Annotated in this window: 22 protein-coding genes; 11 read left to right on the top strand and 11 right to left on the bottom strand. The window is 69.5% G+C overall.

Translation table 11 applies throughout. The features are described 5' to 3' along the window. The first annotated feature begins 10 nt into the window (after positions 1-10). The 4 genes from AC07EJ_RS20985 to AC07EJ_RS20970 are packed head-to-tail and all read left to right on the top strand — an operon-like array spanning position 11 to position 2,619. On the top strand, positions 11-430 hold the full coding sequence (locus AC07EJ_RS20985; protein ID WP_362907536.1) for a roadblock/LC7 domain-containing protein: 420 nt from the start codon (positions 11-13) through the stop codon (positions 428-430). Next, entirely contained in the window at positions 427-786 is a 360-nt protein-coding gene (locus AC07EJ_RS20980; protein ID WP_362907537.1) for a DUF742 domain-containing protein, read from the top strand. Before AC07EJ_RS20985 ends, AC07EJ_RS20980 begins: the two co-directional genes overlap by 4 nt. Further along, entirely contained in the window at positions 767-1,378 is a 612-nt protein-coding gene (locus tag AC07EJ_RS20975) for a GTP-binding protein (RefSeq protein WP_389484882.1), read from the top strand. The genes AC07EJ_RS20980 and AC07EJ_RS20975 overlap by 20 nt, the downstream gene beginning before the upstream one ends. Further along, positions 1,375-2,619, top strand: a complete 1,245-nt coding sequence (locus AC07EJ_RS20970; protein WP_389484880.1) for a cytochrome P450 — start codon at positions 1,375-1,377, stop codon at positions 2,617-2,619. Before AC07EJ_RS20975 ends, AC07EJ_RS20970 begins: the two co-directional genes overlap by 4 nt. Before the next feature lie 55 nt (positions 2,620-2,674). Here AC07EJ_RS20970 and AC07EJ_RS20965 read toward each other — a convergent pair whose 3' ends face one another. Then, a complete protein-coding gene (locus tag AC07EJ_RS20965; RefSeq protein ID WP_389484878.1) occupies positions 2,675-3,898 on the bottom strand; it encodes a cytochrome P450 in 1,224 nt (407 codons plus the stop codon). A gap of 651 nt (positions 3,899-4,549) precedes the next feature. Here AC07EJ_RS20965 and AC07EJ_RS20960 point away from each other — a divergent pair. Together AC07EJ_RS20960 and AC07EJ_RS20955 are read left to right on the top strand one after the other, a co-directional pair. Beyond that, complete coding sequence (locus tag AC07EJ_RS20960; RefSeq protein ID WP_389484877.1) at positions 4,550-5,059, top strand: transglycosylase SLT domain-containing protein; 510 nt, start codon at positions 4,550-4,552, stop codon at positions 5,057-5,059. 66 nt (positions 5,060-5,125) lie between these two features. After that, the gene (locus AC07EJ_RS20955) at positions 5,126-6,262 is read left to right on the top strand and encodes an LCP family protein (RefSeq protein WP_478884693.1); all 1,137 of its coding nucleotides are present in this window, start codon (positions 5,126-5,128) and stop codon (positions 6,260-6,262) included. Positions 6,263-6,272: 10 nt separating this feature from the next. Here AC07EJ_RS20955 and AC07EJ_RS20950 read toward each other — a convergent pair whose 3' ends face one another. After that, positions 6,273-6,701 (bottom strand): hypothetical protein, encoded by a 429-nt coding sequence (locus AC07EJ_RS20950; RefSeq protein WP_389484873.1) that lies wholly within the window; start codon positions 6,699-6,701, stop codon positions 6,273-6,275. Between the two features lie 105 nt (positions 6,702-6,806). Between AC07EJ_RS20950 and AC07EJ_RS20945 the strand changes: the two genes are divergently transcribed. Together AC07EJ_RS20945 and AC07EJ_RS20940 are read left to right on the top strand one after the other, a co-directional pair. Further along, positions 6,807-7,868, top strand: coding sequence for a right-handed parallel beta-helix repeat-containing protein (locus tag AC07EJ_RS20945; protein ID WP_389484871.1), 1,062 nt, complete (start codon positions 6,807-6,809; stop codon positions 7,866-7,868). 52 nt (positions 7,869-7,920) lie between these two features. Next, positions 7,921-8,973: a methyltransferase gene (locus AC07EJ_RS20940; RefSeq protein WP_389484869.1), complete on the top strand. Its 1,053-nt coding sequence runs from the start codon at positions 7,921-7,923 to the stop codon at positions 8,971-8,973. Positions 8,974-9,073: 100 nt separating this feature from the next. Here the strand turns inward: AC07EJ_RS20940 and AC07EJ_RS20935 are convergent, their stop codons facing one another. The 7 genes from AC07EJ_RS20935 to AC07EJ_RS20905 all read right to left on the bottom strand — a co-directional run bounded on the left by AC07EJ_RS20935 (position 9,074) and on the right by AC07EJ_RS20905 (position 14,405). Continuing rightward, complete coding sequence (locus AC07EJ_RS20935) at positions 9,074-9,406, bottom strand: TcmI family type II polyketide cyclase (RefSeq protein WP_389484867.1); 333 nt, start codon at positions 9,404-9,406, stop codon at positions 9,074-9,076. A 25-nt stretch (positions 9,407-9,431) separates the two neighbouring features. Then, positions 9,432-9,908: an SRPBCC family protein gene (locus tag AC07EJ_RS20930; protein WP_389484866.1), complete on the bottom strand. Its 477-nt coding sequence runs from the start codon at positions 9,906-9,908 to the stop codon at positions 9,432-9,434. Between the two features lies 1 nt (position 9,909). Then, positions 9,910-10,200 (bottom strand): acyl carrier protein, encoded by a 291-nt coding sequence (locus tag AC07EJ_RS20925; protein WP_389484864.1) that lies wholly within the window; start codon positions 10,198-10,200, stop codon positions 9,910-9,912. Positions 10,201-10,224: 24 nt separating this feature from the next. Further along, a complete protein-coding gene (locus AC07EJ_RS20920) occupies positions 10,225-11,472 on the bottom strand; it encodes a ketosynthase chain-length factor (protein ID WP_478884692.1) in 1,248 nt (415 codons plus the stop codon). Then, the gene (locus AC07EJ_RS20915; RefSeq protein ID WP_389484860.1) at positions 11,469-12,737 is read right to left on the bottom strand and encodes a beta-ketoacyl-[acyl-carrier-protein] synthase family protein; all 1,269 of its coding nucleotides are present in this window, start codon (positions 12,735-12,737) and stop codon (positions 11,469-11,471) included. The genes AC07EJ_RS20920 and AC07EJ_RS20915 overlap by 4 nt, the downstream gene beginning before the upstream one ends. Further along, a complete protein-coding gene (locus AC07EJ_RS20910; protein WP_389484859.1) occupies positions 12,734-13,213 on the bottom strand; it encodes a cupin domain-containing protein in 480 nt (159 codons plus the stop codon). Before AC07EJ_RS20910 ends, AC07EJ_RS20915 begins: the two co-directional genes overlap by 4 nt. A gap of 67 nt (positions 13,214-13,280) precedes the next feature. Beyond that, complete coding sequence (locus tag AC07EJ_RS20905) at positions 13,281-14,405, bottom strand: SchA/CurD-like domain-containing protein (RefSeq protein ID WP_389484857.1); 1,125 nt, start codon at positions 14,403-14,405, stop codon at positions 13,281-13,283. A 231-nt stretch (positions 14,406-14,636) separates the two neighbouring features. Here AC07EJ_RS20905 and AC07EJ_RS20900 point away from each other — a divergent pair, with 231 nt between their 5' ends. Then, positions 14,637-16,385: an FAD-dependent oxidoreductase gene (locus tag AC07EJ_RS20900; protein WP_389484856.1), complete on the top strand. Its 1,749-nt coding sequence runs from the start codon at positions 14,637-14,639 to the stop codon at positions 16,383-16,385. A gap of 233 nt (positions 16,386-16,618) precedes the next feature. Here AC07EJ_RS20900 and AC07EJ_RS20895 read toward each other — a convergent pair whose 3' ends face one another. Together AC07EJ_RS20895 and AC07EJ_RS20890 are read right to left on the bottom strand one after the other, a co-directional pair. Next, the gene (locus AC07EJ_RS20895) at positions 16,619-17,419 is read right to left on the bottom strand and encodes a class F sortase (RefSeq protein ID WP_389484855.1); all 801 of its coding nucleotides are present in this window, start codon (positions 17,417-17,419) and stop codon (positions 16,619-16,621) included. A gap of 262 nt (positions 17,420-17,681) precedes the next feature. Then, positions 17,682-18,626: a hypothetical protein gene (locus tag AC07EJ_RS20890; RefSeq protein WP_478884691.1), complete on the bottom strand. Its 945-nt coding sequence runs from the start codon at positions 18,624-18,626 to the stop codon at positions 17,682-17,684. A gap of 18 nt (positions 18,627-18,644) precedes the next feature. On the opposite strand from AC07EJ_RS20890, the gene AC07EJ_RS20885 reads away from it, so the two are divergent. Then, positions 18,645-18,875 (top strand): hypothetical protein, encoded by a 231-nt coding sequence (locus AC07EJ_RS20885; RefSeq protein ID WP_478884690.1) that lies wholly within the window; start codon positions 18,645-18,647, stop codon positions 18,873-18,875. Between the two features lie 763 nt (positions 18,876-19,638). Beyond that, entirely contained in the window at positions 19,639-21,030 is a 1,392-nt protein-coding gene (locus AC07EJ_RS20880; protein WP_478884689.1) for an MFS transporter, read from the top strand. Positions 21,031-21,051 lie beyond the last annotated feature (21 nt).

Here is a 21,051-nt window from a genome sequence, read left to right as displayed (position 1 = left end):
CCCACATGCCATGCGGACCACTGACAACAGCCTGACCTGGCTCCTGGAGAACCTGCTGGACGGCACGCCCGGGACGCGCCACGCCCTGGTGCTCTCCCGGGACGGTCTGAAGCTGTGCTGGAGCGAGCATCTGACCCTCGACCAGGCCGACCAGCTCGCGGCCATCTGCTCCGGCATCCAGGCGCTCGCCCAGGGCGCCTCCATGGAGTTCGGCGACGGGACGGGCGGTGTCCGGCACTCGATGACCGAGTTCCACGGCGGCCTCTTGTTCATCGTCGAGGCGGGCGAGGGTGCTCATCTCGCGGTGATCGCCGAGGACGGGGCCGACCCGGGTGTGGTCGGCCACCGGATGAGCGAGCTGGTCGAGCAGATCGGCGAGCACCTGCGGGCCGAGCCACGGACAGCCGACGGCGAGAGCGCGTCCTCATGACGCGGCGGCCCGTCGACACCGGTGACCCGGACCGGCTGTACACGGTCACGGGTGGCCGCAGCCGGGCCGACGACGACACCTTCGACCTGGTCACCCTGGTCGTCGCCGAGTGCGAGCCCACGCCGGGGATGCAGTCGGAACACGTCCGCATCCTCGAGCTGTGCCGCCATCCGGCGGCCGTGGTCGAGATCTCCGCCGAGATGAACCTGCCGATCACGGTGGTGAGGATCCTGCTCGGCGATCTCCTCGCGACGGGCCGCATCACCGCCCGGCATCCACGCGCGGCGCGGTCCGTCGCCTCGCTCCCCGACTCCGCCCTTCTCAAGGAGGTGCTGCATGGACTCCGCAACCTCTGAGCTGCCCTCCCGTACGCCGCTTGCCGACGTCGCCGAGACCGGGCTCAAGATCGTCATCGTGGGCGGGTTCGGCGTCGGCAAGACGACCCTGGTCCGGTCCGTCAGCGAGATCCGGCCGCTGAACACCGAAGAGGTCATGACGCAGGCGGGCGTCGGCGTCGACGAGCCGGCCGCGGTCTCCTCGAAGACCACGACGACCGTGGCGTTCGACTTCGGGCGCATCAGCCTCACCGAGCGGATGGTGCTCTATCTGTTCGGCGCCCCCGGGCAGGAGCGCTTCTGGTTCCTGTGGGACCGGCTGTTCTCGGGGACGCTCGGCGCGGTCGTGCTCGTCGACACGCGACGGATGAGCGACTCCTGGTACGCCATCGACCGGCTCGAACACCACGGGACGCCGTTCGTGGTCGCCGTGAACCGGTTCGACGACGGGACCCGTTTCTCCCTCGACGAGATCCGCCAGGCGCTCACGCTGCCCGAGCACGTGCCGCTGATCGACTGCGACGCGCGCGTCAGGTCGTCGGGCAAGCACGTCCTGATCACCCTCGTCGACCACCTCTACGAACTGGCCATGGCCCGGGAGAAGACACCATGACCGACGCGACCCCGCCTCCCGGCTGCCCCGCTCACTCCGGGGCGGTGGCCCTCAGCGGCCTGGAGTACCAGCAGACCCCCTCGGAGCTGTACCGCTCCCTGCGCAGGGAGCACGGCGCGATCGCGCCCGTCCTGCTCGACGGGGACATCCCCGCGTGGCTCGTCCTCGGCTACCCCGAGGTCACGTATGTCACCGGCCATGACGAGCTGTTCGCCCGGGACTCGCGGCGCTGGAACCAGTGGGAGCACATCCCGGCCGACTGGCCGCTGATGCCGTTCGTCGGCTATCAGCCGTCGGTCCTGTTCACGGAGGGCGCCGAGCACCAGCGGCGCGCGGGCGTCATCACCGAGGCCCTCGAAGCGGTCGACCAGTTCGAACTCGCCCGCGACTGCGAGCGCATCGCCGACCAGCTCATCGACGCGTTCGCCGGCAGCGGCCGCGCCGAGCTGATGGCCGCGTTCGCGCACGCCCTGCCCATGCGGGCGGCGGTGCAGTTCTGCGGTATGCCCGCGGGCAGCACCGACACCGAGCAGCTGGTGGACGATCTGCGGATCTCCCTGGACGCGGCGGAGGGGGACGACCCGGTGGCCGCGTACGGCCGGGTGGGCGCGCGCATCCAGCAACTCGTCAAGGAGAAGCGGGAGTCGCCGGGTCCTGACGTCACGTCACGGATGCTGGCCCACCCGGCGGGCCTCACCGACGAGGAGGTCGTCCAGGACCTAATCTCCGTCATCGCGGCGGCGCAACAGCCGACGGCCAACTGGATCTGCAACACCCTGCGCCTGCTGCTGACCGACGAGCGGTTCGCGCTGAACGTGTCCGGCGGGCGGCTCAGCGTCGGCCAGGCGCTGAACGAGGTGCTGTGGCTGGACACGCCCACACAGAATTTCATCGGCCGGTGGGCGGTGCGCGACACGCAGTTGGGCGGTCGGCAGATCCGGGCGGGCGACTGCCTGGTCCTGGGCCTCGCGGCGGCCAACACCGATCCGCAGATCTGGCCCGAGTCGCAGGTGGGCGCGGAGAACTCGGCCCATCTGTCGTTCAGCAACGGCGAGCACCGCTGCCCGTATCCCGCCCCTCTCCTCGCCGATGTCATCGCGCGTACGGCGGTGGAGACGCTGCTGGAACGCCTCCCCGACCTGGTGCTCGCCGTGGAGCCGGGCGAGCTGACCTGGCGTCCGTCGATCTGGATGCGGGGGCTGACCGCGTTGCCGGTGCAGTTCACTCCCGTGTCGCACTGACACCTGCGGGCATGAGCGTCCGGGACCGGTCAACCACCGCTCCCGGACGCGTGGTTCAGGCCGTGACAGGGGTGAACTGCACCGGCAGGGACTGCGGGCCCCGGGTGAACACGCCTTGTTCCACCGGGTCGAACCCGTCGGCGAGCCGCAGGCCGGGCATCGCGTCGAGGAGCTGACCGACGCCGATCTCGACCTCGGCCTTGGCCAGCAGCGCGCCGACGCAGAAGTGGCGGCCGAGCGCGAAGGACAGATGGTCGGCCGCCGCCGAGAACGCGTTCGTGGCGGTGAGGTCCTTGCGGAAGATGTCGAAACGGTCGGGCTCCGCGTAGCGGTCCGCGTCGCGGTTGGCGGCGCCGATCAGGCAGGTGACGGTCGCTCCCGCGGGGATCGTGCCGCCACTCACCTCCACCTCTGTCGCCGACTGGCGCATGATCATGTGGACCGGCGGGGTGTAACGCAGCGTCTCGGCGAAGGCGCGGGCGACCAGCGTGCGGTCCTCGCGGACGGCGTCGAGCTGCTCGGGGTGGGTGAGCAGGTTGGCGAAGATGCTGGCGATGGCCTTGTCGGTGGTCTCGCCACCGGCCGCGAGGAGCAGGCTGCAGAACGCCTTGATGTCCTCGTCGCTCATGCGGACGCCGTCGACCTCGGCGGCGCAGAGCGAGGAGAGCAGGTCGTCACCGAGGTCGTCCCGGCGCTGCCGGATGATCGGGATCATGTACTCGGCGAACTCGACGCGGGTGCGCTCACCGGCCGCCGCGACGTCCTTGTCGCCGGACAGGTTGCCGAGGAACGCGATGACGGTGGTGTACCAGCCGTGGAAGCGCGCGTGGTCCGCCTTGTCCAGGCCCAGCATGTCGGCGATCACGTTGACGGGGAAGCGGGTGGCGTACGCGTCCACGAGGTCGACGGAGCCGGTGGCGCGGAACGTGTCGATCAGTTCGCGGGAGTTGCGCTCGATGACCGGCAGGAACTTCTCCTGGAGGTCACTGCCACGGAACGCCGGTGCGACGAGGGCGCGGCGGACCGCGTGCTCCCGCCCGCTGAGCTGCAGGATCGTCTTGCCGTGCACCGGCTCGATCTGCCAGTTGTAGTTGTCGGTCGTGAACTGCGACTCCTTGTCCTTGAAGACGCGCTCCACATCGGCGTACCGCGAGATGACGTAACTCTGCGTGGCCTCATGCCAGATGAGCGGAGAGTGCTCACGCATGGCCGCGTAGGCCGGGTACGGATTCTCGGCGAACTCCGGCGACAGTATGTCGGGGACCTGTGCGGTGGACATGAAGCTCCCTCGGTCAGTAACAGGCAACGCCCACCAGGTTATTGATCATCCGTCGGCGGAGACAGACCCCCCTCATGGATTCGTCGGGCCGATCGGCGTGGTAGGCCCGGCGCTCCGTGGTGGCGCCCGGGGCGGCGGTGACGGCTCCGCGCACCCGCGGCCGGTCGGCGCCGGCCATGCCCCCGGCCGAGAGGACCTTCTTCTTACGCACCGATGCGGAGGTTCCCGCTTACGCACCGATGCGGAGACTCCCGTTCTTTCCTCGGGCAGCGAGCGTCCGGACCGCTTCCAGAGGGGGCTGTACGCGTGGCCCGGGTCACTTGAACGGGGTCGAGGCTGTGAGGCGCCCCATAGGGGCCAGATCACATACTAGGGGCGGTAGTAGCGAGCCGAGCCGCCCGACGGACCACAGTGAGGCACCCCGTCCGATCATTTCGGACATTCCTCCGTAGTGGGGTAGTACGTCACATCCTTGCGCCCCCTCTCGGGCATCGCTAACCATGGCTGACGTCCCGGAGAGCAGGTCGGTACACGAGCGACGGTGCTCGTTCCGATCCCCCGGGTCAGGACACGGATCCCCACTCCGGTCCGGGCGCCCCCGCTCTGTTCGGCGCTTACGACGTCCGCATGAACATGAAGAGGTAATCCCGCATGGCTTTCTCCACCCCGATCACCGCTGTCGCCCGCCCCACCGCCTTCAAGCGCGCCACCGTCACGGTCCTGGCCGCCGCCGGTCTCGCGGGTGCCGCGCTGACCTTCGCCCCGTCCCCCGCGCAGGCCGCCGAGCCCACCGCGGCGCCGAAGGCCGCTCACTCGCTGTCGACCAAGAAGGCCGGCTACGCGAACAACCTGGACGGCTGGATCAAGGAAGCCCTCTCGATCATGAAGAAGAAGGGCATCCCCGGCTCTTACGAGGGCCTGCACCGCAACATCATGCGTGAGTCCTCCGGCAACCCGAACGCCGTCAACGGCTGGGACGTCAACGCGGTCAACGGCATCCCCTCGAAGGGTCTGCTGCAGGTCATCCAGCCGACCTTCGACGCCTACCACGTCTCCGGCACCTCGAAGAGCCTCACGGACCCGGTCGCCAACATCACCGCGGCCGCCAACTACGCCGCCGACAAGTACGGCTCCATCGACAACGTCAACTCCGCGTACTGAGCCGTCGTAAGTACACGCCTCAACTGATCCACGGCACACCTCACCATCGAACGGAGGGCAGCCCCCATGCCGCACACCAGCGGAGACGAACGGCGCACGCCCTCAGCCGATGCCCTTGACCACCCTGGCTACGGGTCCGCGAACCTGCACCGCTCACGCGGCAGGTCACGCAAGAGGCGGCTGCGCGTCATCACGTACACCGCGCTCGGAGCCGTCCTCGTCGGCGGCGGCGGTGTCGCCTACGCCTGGTCGCACCTGAACGGGAATCTCCAGGGCACGGACATCAACGCCGCACTGGGCAAGAACCGCCCGGACGCGGGCCACGACGGGTCGATGAACATCCTCCTCCTCGGCTCCGACTCACGCGCCGGTACACACGGCAAGTACGGCAAGGGCGTCACCGGCGCCCGCTCGGACACGGCGATGGTGCTGCACGTCGACAAGAGCCACAAAATGGCCTCCGTCGTCAGCATCCCCCGCGACACGATGGTCGACCGGCCGCGGTGCGCGAAGCCGTCGGGCGGCACGGCGCCGGGCGAACATCAGGCGATGTTCAACGCGGCGTACCAGGTGGGCGGCCCCGCCTGCACCGTGAAGACGGTGGAGAAGATGTCCGGCGTCCGCATGGACCACTACCTCGAGGTCGACTTCAAGGGCTTCCAGAAGTTCGTCGACGAGCTCGGCGGTGTCGACGTCACCACCCACCGGGCCATCAAGGACGCCAGCAGCCACCTGTCCCTGAGCGCCGGCAAGCACACCCTCAAGGGCGAGCAGGCCCTGGCGCTCGTGCGGACCCGGCACGGCGTCGGCGACGGCAGCGACCTGGGCCGCATCCAGCTCCAGCAGACCTTCATCAAGGCACTGATCCACCGCGCCGAATCGATCAACGTGGTCGGCAACCCCGCCAGGGCGTACGAGCTCGCCGACACCGCGACCAAGACCGTGAGCGCCGACTCCGGTCTCGCGTCCGCGGACAAACTGCTCGGCCTGGCCAAGGACCTGAAGGGCATCAGCCCCGACCACATGAACATGGTCACGCTGCCGGTCAGCTACGACGCCCAGGACGCCGGCCGCGTCCTGCCACTGACCAAGGCGTCCCACCAGGTCTGGCAGGCCCTGCGCGAAGACCGTCCGATCCCGAAGTCCGCGACCGAGAATTCGGTGGCCGCGCGGACCGACTCACCGGTGTCCGCGGGCGCGTAGGCACGCGCCGTTACGGCAGGTCGGTGCGGCCCAGCCAGGCCGGTTTCACCGGCACCCCGTCCTCGTACCGGTCGACAGTTGGTCCCGCCGCCGGAGCGACGTCCTCGGGCGGAGCGGCGGGCGGGGTGCCGGCGTGCGCGGGCAGCGGCTGCGGCTCGGGCGGCGCGGCACTGTCCTTCACCAGCTCCGCGACCGTGAACCGGGAACTGAAGGACTGCCAGGCACCGTCGATGACGAGCAGGTATCCGTCGGCGATACGGAAGAGGCGGCTGCGCTTCGGACTGCGGGGATGCTCCGGCGTATAGCACCCGATCCGCTCCGCCAGCTCCGCGAGGGCCTGTTCCCGCGAGCCCTCCACATGCCCGAGCACGGACGCCTCCATGTGCTTGCGTTCCCCCGTCCCCACCGTCATCTCGACGATCAGCCCCCAAGTGGCCATGTGCCGCCCCCTTTTCCGCTCGTTCGGCTCACCCACAGCGTAGGGCGCTGCCCACCTGGGTGATCAGCGGTGGCGGGCCGGAACACCCGCTCGTAGCTTCGCCGTATGACCAAGCGACAGATTGCGTACCTCGTATGCACTGCGGCCGTCGTCGCGTCGGGGGTGGGGGCCGCGGCCCCGTCCGCCTGCAGCCGTACGGTCCACCGGGTGAACCCGGGCGAGTCGATCCAGAAAGCCGTGAACACGGCAAAGCCGGGAGACGTCATCTTCGTCTCCCCCGGCACCTACCACGAGAGCGTCAGCATCTCCGTGTCCGGACTGACGCTGCGGGGCGCGAGCACCCGGTCCACCGTCATCGTCCCTGACAAGGCGTCCGCTGACAGCGCCTGCGCCAAGGCCGGCAACGGCATCTGCGTGACCGGAACGAAGAGCAAGCCCGTCACGGACGTCACCGTTCGCTCACTGACCCTTCGTGGTTTCAAGAAGACCGGTCTGTGGGCGACCGGGACCGATCGCCTCCGGGTCGAGAGAGTGACCTCCGAGAAGAACGGCCAGTGGGGCATCGCCCAGGAGAGGTCCGTGCGCGGGGTGTTCCGCCACGACACCGTCGAGGCCAACGGCGACGCCGGGCTGTTCCTGGGCAACACGGTCGCCACCGAGGAAGGGGCCCTGGACTCCAAGGCGGTGATCATCCACAACCGGCTGCTCGGCAACCGGATCGGCCTCACGGTGCGGCGACTGCGGAACGTGGTCGTCGATGGCAACGAAGCGACCGGCAACTGCACCGCAATGTTCCTCGTCGGTGACGAGAACAAGCCGCGCCCCGGGGCGCTGAGGGTGACGGACAACTTCGTCCACGCCAACAACAAGTTCTGCGCCGCGACCGCGCGTCTGCCCTTCCTCCAGGGGTCGGGCATCATCCTCACCGGCGTCGAGGACTCGCTGGTGGCCGGCAACCGTGTCGAGGACAACGTGGGCAAGGCCCCGATGTCGGGCGGCATCGTGCTCGCCAAGAACTTCCAGGGCGCCCTCAACCAGCGCAACGACATCCGCGACAACCTCGTGCTGGGCAACGGCACGGCTGACCTGGCCAGCCAGGACAAGGGCAAGGGCAACACGTTCCTCGACAACGAGTGTGCGGCCTCCAGGCCCGCCGGAATGTGCTGAGCGTCCGCACCATGCCCGCACACACATCACGCCAGCAGAAGCGAGGCAACAGATGACGACCGTTGATCAGGCTCCCCAGCCGCCCGTCGACCAGGCTCCCCAGCCACCCATGCGCCTACGGGAGCTGGTCTTCGGGGCCGCGTGCGCCGCCGCGGTGCGCGCGGCCGCCCGACTGGGTGTCGCCGACGCCCTGGGCGACGCACCCATGAGCGTGGATGACCTGGCGGCTGCGGTGAAGACCCAGCCGACGACGCTGCGCCGGCTGCTGCGCGCACTGTCCAGTCAGGGCGTCTTCACGGAACGCCCGGACGGCACGTTCGCGCACACGGACATGTCCCGGCTCCTGCGCGAGGACGACCCGCACAGCCTGCGCTACATCGCGCTGTGGTGCACCGAGCCGTGGACCTGGAACGTCTGGCCGAAGCTCGACGAGGCGGTGCGCCACGGCCGCAACGTCTTCGAGGACGTGTACGACAGGGAGTTCTTCACCTACCTCAACCAGGACGCCCCCGAGTCGGCGCACGTGTTCAACCGCGCCATGACCACGTCCAGCGCGCAGTCCGCGCGCGACGTCGCCGACCTGCTCGATCTGCAGGGCGTCGCCTCGGTCGCGGACATCGGCGGCGGTCACGGGCATGTCGTGGCCAGCCTGCTGGAGAAGCACCCCGAGATGCACGGCACGCTGCTCGACCTGCCGGGTGTCGTCGAGGACGCCGATCCGCGCCTGCGCGAGGGCGGTTCGCTGGCCTCGCGGGTGCGCATCGTCGCCGGTGACTGCCGCGAGGACATCCCCGTCCAGGCGGATGTCTACATCATCAAGAACATCCTGGAGTGGGACGACGACAGCACCCGCAGGGCGCTGGCCAACGTCCGCAAGGCGGCACGGCCCGGTGCCCGCGTCATCGTCATCGAGAACCTCGTGGACGACACCCCGTCGATGAAGTTCACGACGTCCATGGACCTGCTGCTGCTCCTCAACGTCGGCGGCGCGAAGCACACCCGGCTGAGCATGGTCGAGCGGCTGACCGACGCGGGTCTCGTCCTCGGCGAGGTCCGTCCCGTCAACGCGTATCTGCACGCCTTCGAGTGCACCGTCCCCGCCTGACCCGGAACAACTTCCGGACACAATCTCCGGACACAACCCGAGGCCGCCGGCTCCGCGTCTGACGCGGGACCGGCGGCCTCGGGTTGTGTCGTGCCCTCGGTCAGGAGGGGTTGTTCCGGTTCCAGTGGTAGAAGCGCTGCGCCATGGCGTCCTTGGGGCTGCGCCATGTCTGCGGGTCGTACGCGCTGACGTACGCCGACAGCTGCTCGCTGACATTGCGGAACTCGGGGTGCCCGGCCACCTGTGCGATGGCGGGCGCCGGGTCCTCCTCGGATTCGATGAGGTGCAGGTACACGTCGCCGAACTGGAACAGGCTGCGGCTGTTGACACCGATCAGGCGCGGGAGCTCGCCTCGGTCGGAGGCGGCGAACACGTCGGAGATCGCCGGCGCCGAACCGGGCGCCATGCGGGCCACGATCAGGGCGTGATGCATCGGGTCTTCCTTCCTGTGCGGGCGATCAGCGGGGTACGGCGGCGTTCTGCCGGTCACGGGCGACGCGCTCGATCCGGTCGCGGATGAGACCCATCTGCGTGACGGAGTTGCGGTTGATGTTCTCCGTCATCCAGGCGTCGTCGACCGGGGCCTCGGGCTTCATCGCGAAGTCCTGCACCCAGTCCATACGGGTGCCTTCCGGGGTCTCGGTGTAGTCCCACCGGATGTCCATGTGCGCGAAGGGACCGGTCTCGACGCGGCGGGCACGCACGCTCTGCTTGGCGCGGTCCACGGTGCGCTCCGAGACCCAGCTCCAGACCTTCCCGTTGTCGTCCGGGTGCATGGTCAGGCGGAAGGTCGTCTTGTCGCCCTCGCGGGAGAGCACTTCGAGGGACGCGTACTCGCTGAAGAGCTGCGGCCACTTCTCGATGTCGTTGGTGATGTCCCAGACGAGGTCGAGGGGGGCGTCGATGGTGATGCTGTTCTCTGTGTGTCCTGACATGTCAGGCTCCCGCCTTCAGGGTGCTGTTCTTGAGGGAGTTGCTCTTGAGGGTGCTGTTGACGAGGTCGAGGAACTCGCGGGGCGTCTTGCAGCGCTCCGAGTCCGGGGGAAGCGACTGGCCTGAGCGGTTCTCGAGCTCGCCCACGATGCCGAGCAGGCCGAGCGAGTCGAGGCCGACGGAGTCGAACGGGGAGTCCGGCGACTGCTGGAGCTGCAGGGGGTCCACGGTGACTCCGGCCGCCTTCTTCATCAGGCCGGCCAGTTCTTCGAAGGTCAGTTCTGCGGTGATCATGCGGATTCTCCTTCCCGCCCGGTCCTACCGGGCGGAGTCGCCACCGCGGCGCAGTACCAGCGCCGCGTTGGAACCCATGAGTCCCCTGCTGAGGACCAGGGCCGTGCGCAGCTCGGCGGGGCGAGCGCGAGACATCACCAGGTCGAGGTCGTGGCAGATGTCGAACACGTTGGGGGTGGGGGGTACGAGGCCGCTCTCCATGGCGAACACGGCGGCCGCGACGTCCAGGACGGGCGCTGCGCAGTAGGCCCGCCCGATACCCGTCTTGGGTGCCGTGACGGGAACGCGGCTGCCGTGCGCGCCCAGGGCGTCGACGATGGCCAGCGCCTCGGCGCGGTCCGCCGCCGGGACGCCCATTGCGTCGGCGAACACGACGTCGATCTCCTCGGGGGCGCAGCCTGCCTCGTCGAGGGCGCCCTTGATCGCGCGGGCGAGCCCCTCTCTGGACTGCTCCCATCGGGAGGCGCCGGTGAAGGTGGCCGAGTGGCCGGCCACCACGGCCCGGATGTCCGCCCCCCGTTCGCGGGCGCGGGACTCGTCCTCGACGACGAGCATCGCGCCGCCCTCGGCAGGCGCGAACCCGCGGGCTCCCTTGGTGAAGGGCAGGTAGGCGCGGTCGGGTTCCTCGGCGGTGCTGAGCTCGGGGTAGCCGAGCTGGCAGACCATCGAGTACGGGGCGAGGGGCGCCTCGGCGGATCCGACGACCATGGCGCCGGTTCCGCGGCTCACGTCTCGGGCCGCGTGTGCGATGGCGTCCAGGCCGCCCGCCTCGTCGCTCGCGACCACTCCGCACGGCCCCTTGAAGCCGCTCCAGATGGATATCTGTCCGGTGCTGGCGGCGTAGAACCAGGCGATGGACTGGTAGGGGCCCACGAATTTCGAGCCCTGACCCCACAGCTTCTGGAGCTCCCGCTGCCCGAACTCACCGCCGCCGGATCCGGCCGCGGTGACCACGCCTATGGAGTACGGGTCCGCGGGGTCACCGCGGCCGAGCCCGGCGTCGTCGAGGGCGAGCCCCGCAGCGGCCATCCCGAAGTGGGTGAACCGGTCCGTCTGGACCAGGAACCGCTCCTCGATGAGGTCCGCGGGATCAAAGCCGCGGACCTCACCCCCGACGCGGAGCGGCAGGTCCTGGCATCCCTCGTGGGTGATCCGGTCCAGGGCGCCGAGGCCCTCCCGGACGGATTTCCAGTAGGCGTCGGCATGCAGTCCGTTGGGCGCGATCACACCGATTCCGGTGATGGCCGCGCCGGGGGCGCGTTCCGTACTCATCGTGTCCTCCCACCTGGTTCCGTCAGGAGCACCGCGGACTGGAATCCGCCGAATCCGCTGCCGACGGAGAGCACGTTCCGCAGCTTCCGCGGGCGCGCGGTGCGCGGTACGTAGTCGAGGTCGCACTCGGGGTCGGGGGTCTCGTAGTTCGCCGTGGGCGGTACCACCTGGTGCTTCATGGCAAGGACGCAGGCGACCACCTCGATCGCGCCGATCGCGCCCAGGGAGTGGCCCACCATGGATTTGATGGAGCTCATGGGTGTCTCGTACGCGTGAGCTCCCAGGGACACCTTGACGGCGGCCGTCTCGTGGCGGTCGTTCTGTCTGGTGCCCGAACCGTGGGCGTTGACGTAGTCGATCAGCGTGGGGTCGATACGGGCCTGGTCGAGCGCGCTGTCGATCGCGCGTGCCATCTCCAGCCCTTCGCTGGTCAGACCGGTCATGTGGTAGGCGTTGCCGAAGGTGGCGTAGCCGCTGAGTTCGCAGTAGATGTGCGCGCCGCGGGCACGGGCGTGCTCGTAGTCCTCCAGGACGAGCACCGCGGCGCCTTCGCCCATCACGAAGCCGTTGCGGTCGGCGTCGAAGGGGCGGGAGGCGTGCGCGGGATCGTCGTTGTTGGGCGACGTCGCCTTGATGGCGTCGAAGCACGCCATCGTGATCGGGGAGATCGGCGAGTCCGACGCCCCTGCGATGCAGATGTCGGCCCGGCCTTCCTCGATGGTGTGGAAGGCGTAACCGACCGCGTCGAGCCCGGAGGTACAGCCCGTGGACACGGTCTGCACCGGGCCCTGGGCACCGAACTGTTCGGCGACGACCGAGGCGAGAGTGCTCGGCGAGAACGCCATGTGGAGTTTCGGTTCGGCCGCGCGGTGGTCCACGTCCCACCGCTGCCCGCCCTCGCTGACCCGCACGTAGTCCTGCTCCAGGCGAGTGGTGCCGCCGATGGCGCTGCCGAGGGAGACGCCGATGCGCCAGGGGTCCTCGACTCCGGTGTCGAGTCCCGAGTCCTTGACGGCTTCTCCGGCGGCTATGACCGCGAACTGGATGTACCGGTCGGCGTGTTCGACCAGGTCCGGGTCGAGACCGTGCGCGAGCGGGTCCAGGTCGCATTCGGCGGCTATGCGCGAGCGCAGGCCCACCGGGTCGAACAGCGTGATGCCTCGGGTCGCCGTACGGCCGTTGGCCAGAAGGTCCCAGAACGCGCTCGCCCCGATACCACCCGGGGCGACTACACCGACACCGGTGACAGCCACCCGCCGGGTCACCTTATGGCCCCACTTCGCTCGGACACCTGTCCGTTTTCTGGCGCGGACAGGTCCGGGCCGCCGGTGATGAACCCGGGGCCGGATTCGGCGCCCTCGGTCACCTCCGTGTCGACGTGGCCGAGGCTGGGACGCGGGGCGAGCGGGCCGAGGTGGAAGACCATACGGGCCTCCACGTCGCCGACGTTGCGGAAGCGGTGGCGCATGTTGATCGGGATCAACAGGCCCTGGTCCGGGCGGAGTTCATGCGTCTCGCCGTCCAGGTCCACCTCGAGGGCGCCGTTGACGACGTAGACGAACTCCTCCGAGTACGGGTGGTAGTGCTCGCCGATGCGCTCGCCGGGCTGGACGAGGGCCAGGCCCATGAAGCCGCTGGTGGAGCCGACCGTCGCCGGCGTGAGCATGGCCCGCAGATCACCTCCTCGCCGGCGGTTGGGTTCGGTCTCGCTCAGGTCCACGATGCGTGGATTCTTGGTCATGGTTGATACCTCCGGGTGCGGCGGTGGCGTCCGGGGCCGTGCCCTCGGACACCCCCGCAGTTGTCCGTCAGGAACCCGCCGAGCTGCGGTCGGTGATGGGCATCATGTCGGCGTGCGACAGGAGCCGGTTGATGTTGCGCTCCGTCTGCAGGGAGCCCTCGACGCCGATCGCGGCGCCGTCGAGGAGCCGCTCGAGCTCCGCACTCTTCTTCCCGCCCTTGAGGCCGAGGGAGGCGGCGGGGTCGCTGTCGAGCTCGCCCGTGATGTCGATGAGACGCACCACGATGTCGTCGCGCTGGAAGACGGTGCTGCCGTACACGGGGTTGTCCGGGTCGTCCGCCGCGGTCGCGTCCTGCTCGGACAGCAGCCGGGCCAGGTCCATCCCGCAGCCCTTCTTGGCCGGGTAGAACAGGGCGTGACGCCGCAGGTCGGCCGGCACCGGAATGTCGGACACCACATGGTGGACGGCCGGGAGCGCGGCCCGGGTGAAGAAGACGCGCGCCGAATCGTCGTCGGTCAGGTCCCTGTGCTGTTCGAGGTAGGGGTTGATGGCTTCCTCGACCGCCCGCACCTCGGGCTGACGGGCGACGTGGCGCAGCGCGGCGAGGAGGTCGCCCTCCACCTCCACGGCCCGCACCACACGGTTGCCGTGCATGAAGAGCGAGGTACGGCGCAGGCGCGTGGAATCGTCGACCTGGGCCTGGGGCGACTGATACCCGGCCAGGATCTCCGCGACCTTCGACTCGGAGCCCGGCTTGACGGTGAAAGTAAGTGCGTGGCGCGCTGCGCCGTCGCCCACCCGGGCCGCCACCGCGTTCGCCGCCGCCGGCGCCGGCGTGACCGGGTCGGCGGGGTTGGTCTCCCGGAGGATGCTATAGCGCATCGAGCGGGTGTCCTTGACGCAGCTGTGCATCGGCCTGACGGTCTCGACGTGCTCCTCGCTGTTCACCCAGGCGAGGAAGGGCGGGGCGCTCTCCCACTCGCTGGTGATGAGCCACTGCGAGGGGTTCTCGATCGACTGGCAGAGCTGGTCACTGAGGTGACCGGGCACCGAAGCGACCTGATTGCGCATGTGCTCGTACGCATCCAGGAACTGCTGCTGGGCTCCCTCGTACAGATCGAGCAGAAGGATCACTCGCAGCCTGGAGCCGTCGAAAGCCGATTGCGATATGCGTCCTGAGATAGGGGTCATACGGCACACCTCTCCTCTTCTTCACAGAAGTTCAGGAACGACCACCGCGTCCGAAATGCCGGGGTCGCCATGAGCCGATCGTTGATCGCGCCCCCGGGGGGCGCGAACCGCAGGCGCCGTACGGGTGACCAAGGCACCCATCCGGGTGCGCCGGGGGGCGAAGCGACCCGGTGAGACATGGACTGGGCTCCCGACCCCCGACTCACCCGCGGCTGCGGCTGGAGGCAATCAATGAACCGATCGGAAGAGGACCCCGAGGTCGCTCAGCACGTGCCGGTGCTCATTGTCGGCGGCTCCCTGGTGGGTCTGTCGACCTCGCTGTTCCTGGGGCGTCTCGGCGTCCCGCACATGCTCGTGGAGCGCCACTCGGGCACGTCGATCCACCCCCGCGGGCGCGGCAACAACGTGCGCACGATGGAGTTGTTCCGGGTGGCCGGGATCCAGCAGCGCATCGAGGACGCCGCGTCGGTCCTGGCCGACAACCACGGCATCCTGCAGACGCCGACCCTGGTGGGTGACGCCGGCGAGTGGCTGTTCAAGGAGATCGACCCCGGTGGCGGGCTCGCCCGCTTCAGCCCCGGCGGATGGTGCCTGTGCAGCCAGAACGACCTCGAGCCGGTCCTCCTGGAGAGCGCGCGGGAGCTGGGCGGGGACCTGCGGTTCCACACGGAACTGATGTCGTTCGAGCAGGACGACCAGGGTGTGACCGCGCAGCTCAAGAACCGCGACACGGGCGAGCACACCACCGTCCGGGCGGACTACCTCGTCGCGGCGGACGGCCCGCGCAGCCCCATCCGCGAGCGGCTCGCCATCGGGCAGAGCGGTCCGGGCGACCTGTTCCACAACGTGAGCATGACGTTCACCTCGCACGGTCTCGCGGAAGTCGTCGGCGACCGGCGCTTCATCGTGTGCTACCTCACGAACCCGGAGGCCGACGGCGCGCTCCTGCCGGTCGACAACCGTGAGCACTGGGTGTTCCACGCTCCCTGGCATCCCGAGCACGGGGAGACGCTCGAGGAGTTCACCGACGAACGGTGCACGGAACACATCCGGCGGGCCACCGGAGTCCCGGACCTCGATGTGCAGATCACCGGCCGGGCCGCCTGGCACGCCGCCGAGAGGGTCGCCGAACGGTACTCGGACCGCCGGGTGTTCCTCGCCGGCGACTCGGCCCACGAGATGTCCCCCACCGGAGCGTTCGGCTCCAACACCGGCATCCAGGACGCGCACAACCTCGCCTGGAAGCTGGCCGCCGTGGTGGGTGGCTGGGCAGGCCCCGGTCTGCTGGATTCCTACGACCTGGAGCGCCGGCCGGTCGCTGAGACGACGAGCGCTCGCGCGTCGTCTCGGTCGGTCGAGCACAGCCACCCGGGATACACCCCTGGCCCGGAAGCCGGGGGCCGTGGAGCTGGGGGCCCCGGCGCACCTGGCGGACCGGGAGCCGGCGGACCGGGCGGACCTGGTGGACCGGGCGGACCGGGAGCGGGCGGACCCGGCGGCAAGAAGGGCGGAATCCTCAACGTCGCGCTGGGCTACCGCTATCCGCGCGGCGCGGTCCTCGGAGCCGATCCTGCGACGCCGGTCGTACCCGAGGGGATGCGGCTGACGGGCGAGCCCGGGAGCCGCGCGCCCCACATGTGGCTGGACCGCGCAGGCACCCGGATCTCCACCCTCGACCTGTACGAGCGGTCGCTGGTGCTCCTGAGTTCGGGCAACGGCGACGGCGCCTGGCACGACGCGGCGACGGCCATCGCCAAGCGGCTGTCCGTGCCGCTCGACTCGTACCGGATCGGCAGTGGTCCCGACGCGGAGGTGTCCCCCGCGGGCGACGTGGACTGGGCGGAGGTCCACGGCATCGCCCCGGGCGGTGCGGTCCTTGTCCGCCCTGACGGGTTCGTCGCGTGGCGGTCCGAAGGCCCGTCGCAGGCGCCCGGCAAGGAACTGCGGGACGCCCTCGCGGTGATCCTGGACCGAGACTGACAACTACGGCCGACCTCAGACGAGATGGACGAAGACCGCAGGCTGTGGGTGTCGTCCTTCTCGTCTCGGTCGTACTCACTCCCCCGCACAGGCGATCAGCCGGACCCCCTCTTGACGGGGAGCGGCGAGCAGACACGCGCGTGGCCGCGCGAAAGGGCGTCGCAAGCTCCCGGAAAGGAACTGCGGACGCCCTCGCGGTCGTCCTGGACCGGAACTGACAACTACGGCCGACCTCAGACGAGATGGGCGAAGACCACCAGGTTGTCGGTGTAGTCCTTCTTCGTGTGGTCGTACGCCCCGGCACAGGTGATCAGCCGGACCTGGGCCTGAGGCGTGTCCGCGTACACGCGCTCGTTGGGGAAGTTGTCCTTCGCGAACGTCTCGACGCTGTCGACCACGAAGGAGGCCGTGAGCGAGTCGTCCCTCTTGACGGTGAAACGGTCCCCCTTCTTCAGGGCGCTGAGGCCGGCGAACACCGCGGCGGATGTCTTCGTGTCGACATGCCCGGCGATGATCGAGGTACCCGTCTCGCCCGGGGACACGCCGTCGGCCTGCCAGCCGACCAGGTTCGTGTTGGCGGCGGGCGGGGGCTGGAGCTGGCCCGTGGGGCCGATGGCGAGGCTGGTGAAGGGGGCATCCACACCGATCTTCGGGATGATCAGCCGCGTCGGTGTGGCCCGCGGCAGATGCTTTCCGACGGGGACGGGCGCCGCGGGCGCTGCGGGCGGCGCGGGCGGCACGGCCTGCGAGGGCGGTGCGACCTGCGACGGCGGCGCAGCCTGCGAGGGCGGCGCGGCCTGCGACGGCGGCACAGCCTGGGAGGGCGGCGCGGCCTGCGACGGCAGCGCTTGCGCCACCGCGGGGCGCGACGCGCCGGAGGAATCGGAAGTGTCGGACGACTCGCCATGACCGCCGAACAGACTCACCGCCAGGACGATCATGCCGACGGACCACACGATCCACGCGCCGATGCGGAAACGGCGCTCGGGCGGCACGGACTCGGTCTGATTGGGGGAAGGCAACCGCGCTGCCATCTGGCACCACCTCACTGGAGCGAGCAGATCTGGAAAAGGAATGGAAGATCGGGATCAGTGCAAAAAGTTAGGTACCGGCGCAAGCGGTTCGGGACCGCGTAAATGATTTGGGAGCGCCAACGCACATGCACCCATGCGCACATACGCCCATGGGTCGAGAGCTTCGAAGAGGAACAGAGCAGCAGGGAAGCCCGGCCGGGAAGCCAGCCGGGCCGCCGCGACGTGTAAACGCGGCGGCCCCGGCCGCTATGACGGGCATCGGTCAGGAAGCACGGTTGGACGCGCTCTTACGGCGCATCGCGTACGTGCCGGCCGCGGCGACCGCCAGGATCGCCATACCACCTGCCGTGACACCCGGCGTGGCGAGGCCGCCACCACCGGTGTGCATGCCACCACGGGGCTTGTCGTGGCCCGAGCCGTAGGAGTCACCCTTGCCGTAACCGCCCTTGTCCCCCTTGCCGTAGCCGCCCTCGTCGTCCTTGCCGTAACCGCCCTTGTCCCCCTTGCCAGAGCCGCCCTCGTCCTTGCTCCAGTCGTCACCCTTCACCACGGAAAGCGCGCCACCACCGGTGTGCACGCCACCACGGGCCTTGTCGTGGCCGGAGCCGTAGGAGTCACCCTTGCCGTAGCCGCCCTTGTCCCCCTTGCCGTAACCGCCCTTGTCCCCCTTGCCGTAACCGCCCTCGTCGTCCTTGCCGTAACCGCCCTTGTCTCCCTTGCCGTAACCGCCCTCGTCCGAGTTGCCGGAACCGCCCTCGTCCGAGTTGCCGTAACCGCCCTTGTCCCCCTTGCCAGAGCCGCCCTCGTCCTTGCTCCAGTCATCCCCGTTCACCATGGCGAGCGCGCCACCACCGGTGTGCATGCCACCACGGGCCTTGTCGTGGCCGGAGCCGTAGGAGTCACGCTCGGAGTCACCCTTGCCGTAACCGCCCTTGTTCCCCTTGCCGTAGCCGCCCTCGTCCGAGTTGCCGTAACCGCCCTTGTCCCCCTTGCCGGAACCGTGCTCGTCCGAGTTGCCGTAACCGCCCTTGTCCCCCTTGCCAGAGCCGTGCTCGTCCGAGTTGCCGTAACCGCCCTTGTCCCCCTTGCCAGAGCCGTGCTCGTCCGAGTTGCCGTAACCGCCCTTGTCCCCCTTGCCGGAGCCGTTCTCGTCCTTGCTCCAGTCGTCGCCCTTCACCATGGCGAGCGCGCCACCACCGGTGTGCATGCCACCACGGGGCTTGTTGTGACCGGAGCCGTAGGAGTCACGCTCGGAGTCACCCTTGCCGTAGCCACCACGGTCACCACCGCGGTCACCACCGCGGTCACCACCGCGGTCACCGCCACGGTCACCACCGCGGTCACCGCCACGGTCACCGCCACGGTCACCACCGCGGTCACCACCGCGGTCGCCACCCTGGCCGTGGTCGCCACCCTGGCCGTGGTCGCCACCCTGGCCGTGGTCCGAGCTGTATGAGGAGTCGTCGTCGTTGTTCCAGTCGCCGGCGGCGAGGGCGTACGCGCCGGGAGCAGCGATCGCGATTGCGGCCGTAGCCGTCGCGGTAGCGAGGAGCATGCGGGCTGAACGCATCGTCGAAGTCCTTCCGCCGCAGCCAGGCCGCTAACGCTTCGTCAGCTCGAATTACCCGGCCCCGACGTGATCACCGTCAGCCAGATACGAGCCGCGCACCACTCGAGCGGCCCGCCCGGCGGATAGCCACGCCGTCACCCACTCGGCCTCCAACCGCCCGGCCCAAGGGCGAGCTACAGATCCTGACCAGGCATTTCGCCACGGGCATTACGTCGCTTCCGCCCCCTCATGCCGCTGCGGGCACAACCCGATCGGCCCCGACACGTGTGCGCGCACCCGGTCCCTCGAATGCACCGGCCTGGTCGCACCCGAATGCTGACGCAGGGTCGGATCCGCGCCCGCCCGATCCCTGACGATGGGTCTGATCCGCCAAGCCCTCATCCCTGACGCCGGGTCCGATCCGCCCTCCCCGATCGCTGACGGTCAGTCTGATCCACCTGGCCCAGTGACTACGGGGGCCCGTGGGCGTCGTGCTGTCGCGACACGCCGACCCGCGCTGAACTTGGCGCTGTTCACCGTCTCCTCATGGTGGCCCCCCGCATAGCACCGCCCAAAACTATGGTGCCCCACCACATGTGCCGTTGACCTGCGCCTTTCTACCTTGTGCCGACACGTACCCGTCCCCGCCCAACGCCTGGAAGTGGTCCACATGGCCTCCGCAGCAACCGCTCCCCCACCGCCCGCGAGCCTCAGGCGGATCGTCGCCGCGAGCCTCATCGGCACCACGATCGAGTGGTACGACTTCTTCCTCTACGGCTCCGCCGCCGCACTTGTCTTCAACAAGCTCTTCTTCCCCAACACCGACCCGCTCGTCGGCACGCTCCTCTCGTTCCTGACGTACGCGGTCGGTTTCGCGGCCCGGCCGATCGGCGCGCTCGTCTTCGGGCACTATGGCGACCGGCTCGGCCGCAAGAAGCTGCTGGTCCTGAGCCTGCTCATGATGGGCGGGGCGACGTTCGCGATCGGTCTCCTGCCGACGTACGGCACTGTCGGCGTGGCCGCTCCGGTACTGCTCACCGTGCTCCGCCTCGTCCAGGGCTTCGCGCTGGGCGGCGAGTGGGGCGGCGCCGTGCTCCTCGTCTCCGAGCACGGGGACGCCGAGCGGCGCGGCTTCTGGGCCTCCTGGCCGCAGACCGGAGCGCCCGCGGGACAACTGCTCGCCACCGGCGTGCTCTCCCTGCTGACCGCGCTCATCTCCGACTCCGCCTTCACCGCGTGGGGCTGGCGCATCCCGTTCCTGCTGTCCGGCGTGCTCGTCATGGTCGGACTGTGGATACGTCTCTCCGTCGATGAATCGCCGGTCTTCAAGGAGGCGCTGGCCCGGGCCGAGGCGCGCAAGGCCGCGCAGGGCGGCGCGAGCGAGAAGACGCCGCTCGTCGCCGTACTGCGCCACCACTGGCGCGACGTCCTCGTCGCCATCGGCGCACGCATGGCCGAGAACATCAGCTACTACGTCATCACCGCCTTCATCCTCGTGTACGCCACCACGTCGGCCGGCGTCTCCAAGCAGACCGCGCTGAACGCCGTACTCATCGCGTCCGCCGTGCACTTCGCGGTCATCCCGGCCTGGGGCGCGCTCTCCGACCGGATCGGCCGCAGGCCCGTGTACCTGCTCGGGGCCGCGGGCGTGGGCCTGTGGATGTTCCCGTTCTTCCGGCTCATCGACACCGGCAGTTTCTGGAACCTGATCCTCGCCGTGACCGTGGGCCTCGTGCTGCACGGTGCGATGTACGCGCCCCAGGCGGCCTTCTTCTCCGAGATGTTCGCGACGCGGATGCGCTACTCGGGCGCGTCCATCGGCGCCCAGTTCGCCTCGGTCGCCGCCGGAGCGCCCGCGCCGCTCATCGCCACGGCGCTCCTCAGGGACTACGGCAACTCCACCCCCATCGCCCTGTACGTGATCGCCGCCGCCGTCCTGACACTCATCGCCGTGGGCGTCGCGAAGGAGACCCGGCACCGCGACCTGGCCCATATCGAGGAGGACAGCACTGCCGGCGACAAGTCGGCCGTGGCCCACACGGCGGACGCAAGCACCGCCTGAGCCGGCGGCCATCGCTCCCCC

The sequence above is a fragment of the Streptomyces sp. NPDC045026 genome (assembly GCF_056432625.1).
The sequence above is the reverse complement of the archived record's forward strand: the minus strand, read 5'-3'. Positions and strand labels throughout refer to the sequence as shown.

Bases quoted from the DNA above. Each gene is read 5' to 3' on its own strand.
- AC07EJ_RS20950 (WP_389484873.1), bottom strand. From the start codon at position 6,701: ATGGCCACTTGGGGGCTGATCGTCGAGATGACGGTGGGGACGGGGGAA.
- AC07EJ_RS20975 (WP_389484882.1), top strand. From the start codon at position 767: ATGGACTCCGCAACCTCTGAGCTGCCCTCCCGTACGCCGCTTGCCGAC.
- AC07EJ_RS20895 (WP_389484855.1), bottom strand. From the start codon at position 17,419: ATGGCAGCGCGGTTGCCTTCCCCCAATCAGACCGAGTCCGTGCCGCCC.
- AC07EJ_RS20890 (WP_478884691.1), bottom strand. From the start codon at position 18,626: ATGCACACCGGTGGTGGCGCGCTCGCCATGGTGAAGGGCGACGACTGG.
- AC07EJ_RS20985 (WP_362907536.1), top strand. From the start codon at position 11: ATGCGGACCACTGACAACAGCCTGACCTGGCTCCTGGAGAACCTGCTG.
- AC07EJ_RS20920 (WP_478884692.1), bottom strand. From the start codon at position 11,472: ATGAGTACGGAACGCGCCCCCGGCGCGGCCATCACCGGAATCGGTGTG.
- AC07EJ_RS20955 (WP_478884693.1), top strand. From the start codon at position 5,126: ATGCCGCACACCAGCGGAGACGAACGGCGCACGCCCTCAGCCGATGCC.
- AC07EJ_RS20965 (WP_389484878.1), bottom strand. From the start codon at position 3,898: ATGTCCACCGCACAGGTCCCCGACATACTGTCGCCGGAGTTCGCCGAG.
- AC07EJ_RS20905 (WP_389484857.1), bottom strand. From the start codon at position 14,405: ATGACCCCTATCTCAGGACGCATATCGCAATCGGCTTTCGACGGCTCC.
- AC07EJ_RS20925 (WP_389484864.1), bottom strand. From the start codon at position 10,200: ATGATCACCGCAGAACTGACCTTCGAAGAACTGGCCGGCCTGATGAAG.
- AC07EJ_RS20940 (WP_389484869.1), top strand. From the start codon at position 7,921: ATGACGACCGTTGATCAGGCTCCCCAGCCGCCCGTCGACCAGGCTCCC.
- AC07EJ_RS20910 (WP_389484859.1), bottom strand. From the start codon at position 13,213: ATGACCAAGAATCCACGCATCGTGGACCTGAGCGAGACCGAACCCAAC.
- AC07EJ_RS20970 (WP_389484880.1), top strand. From the start codon at position 1,375: ATGACCGACGCGACCCCGCCTCCCGGCTGCCCCGCTCACTCCGGGGCG.
- AC07EJ_RS20880 (WP_478884689.1), top strand. From the start codon at position 19,639: ATGGCCTCCGCAGCAACCGCTCCCCCACCGCCCGCGAGCCTCAGGCGG.
- AC07EJ_RS20980 (WP_362907537.1), top strand. From the start codon at position 427: ATGACGCGGCGGCCCGTCGACACCGGTGACCCGGACCGGCTGTACACG.
- AC07EJ_RS20930 (WP_389484866.1), bottom strand. From the start codon at position 9,908: ATGTCAGGACACACAGAGAACAGCATCACCATCGACGCCCCCCTCGAC.
- AC07EJ_RS20960 (WP_389484877.1), top strand. From the start codon at position 4,550: ATGGCTTTCTCCACCCCGATCACCGCTGTCGCCCGCCCCACCGCCTTC.
- AC07EJ_RS20945 (WP_389484871.1), top strand. From the start codon at position 6,807: ATGACCAAGCGACAGATTGCGTACCTCGTATGCACTGCGGCCGTCGTC.
- AC07EJ_RS20900 (WP_389484856.1), top strand. From the start codon at position 14,637: ATGAACCGATCGGAAGAGGACCCCGAGGTCGCTCAGCACGTGCCGGTG.
- AC07EJ_RS20935 (WP_389484867.1), bottom strand. From the start codon at position 9,406: ATGCATCACGCCCTGATCGTGGCCCGCATGGCGCCCGGTTCGGCGCCG.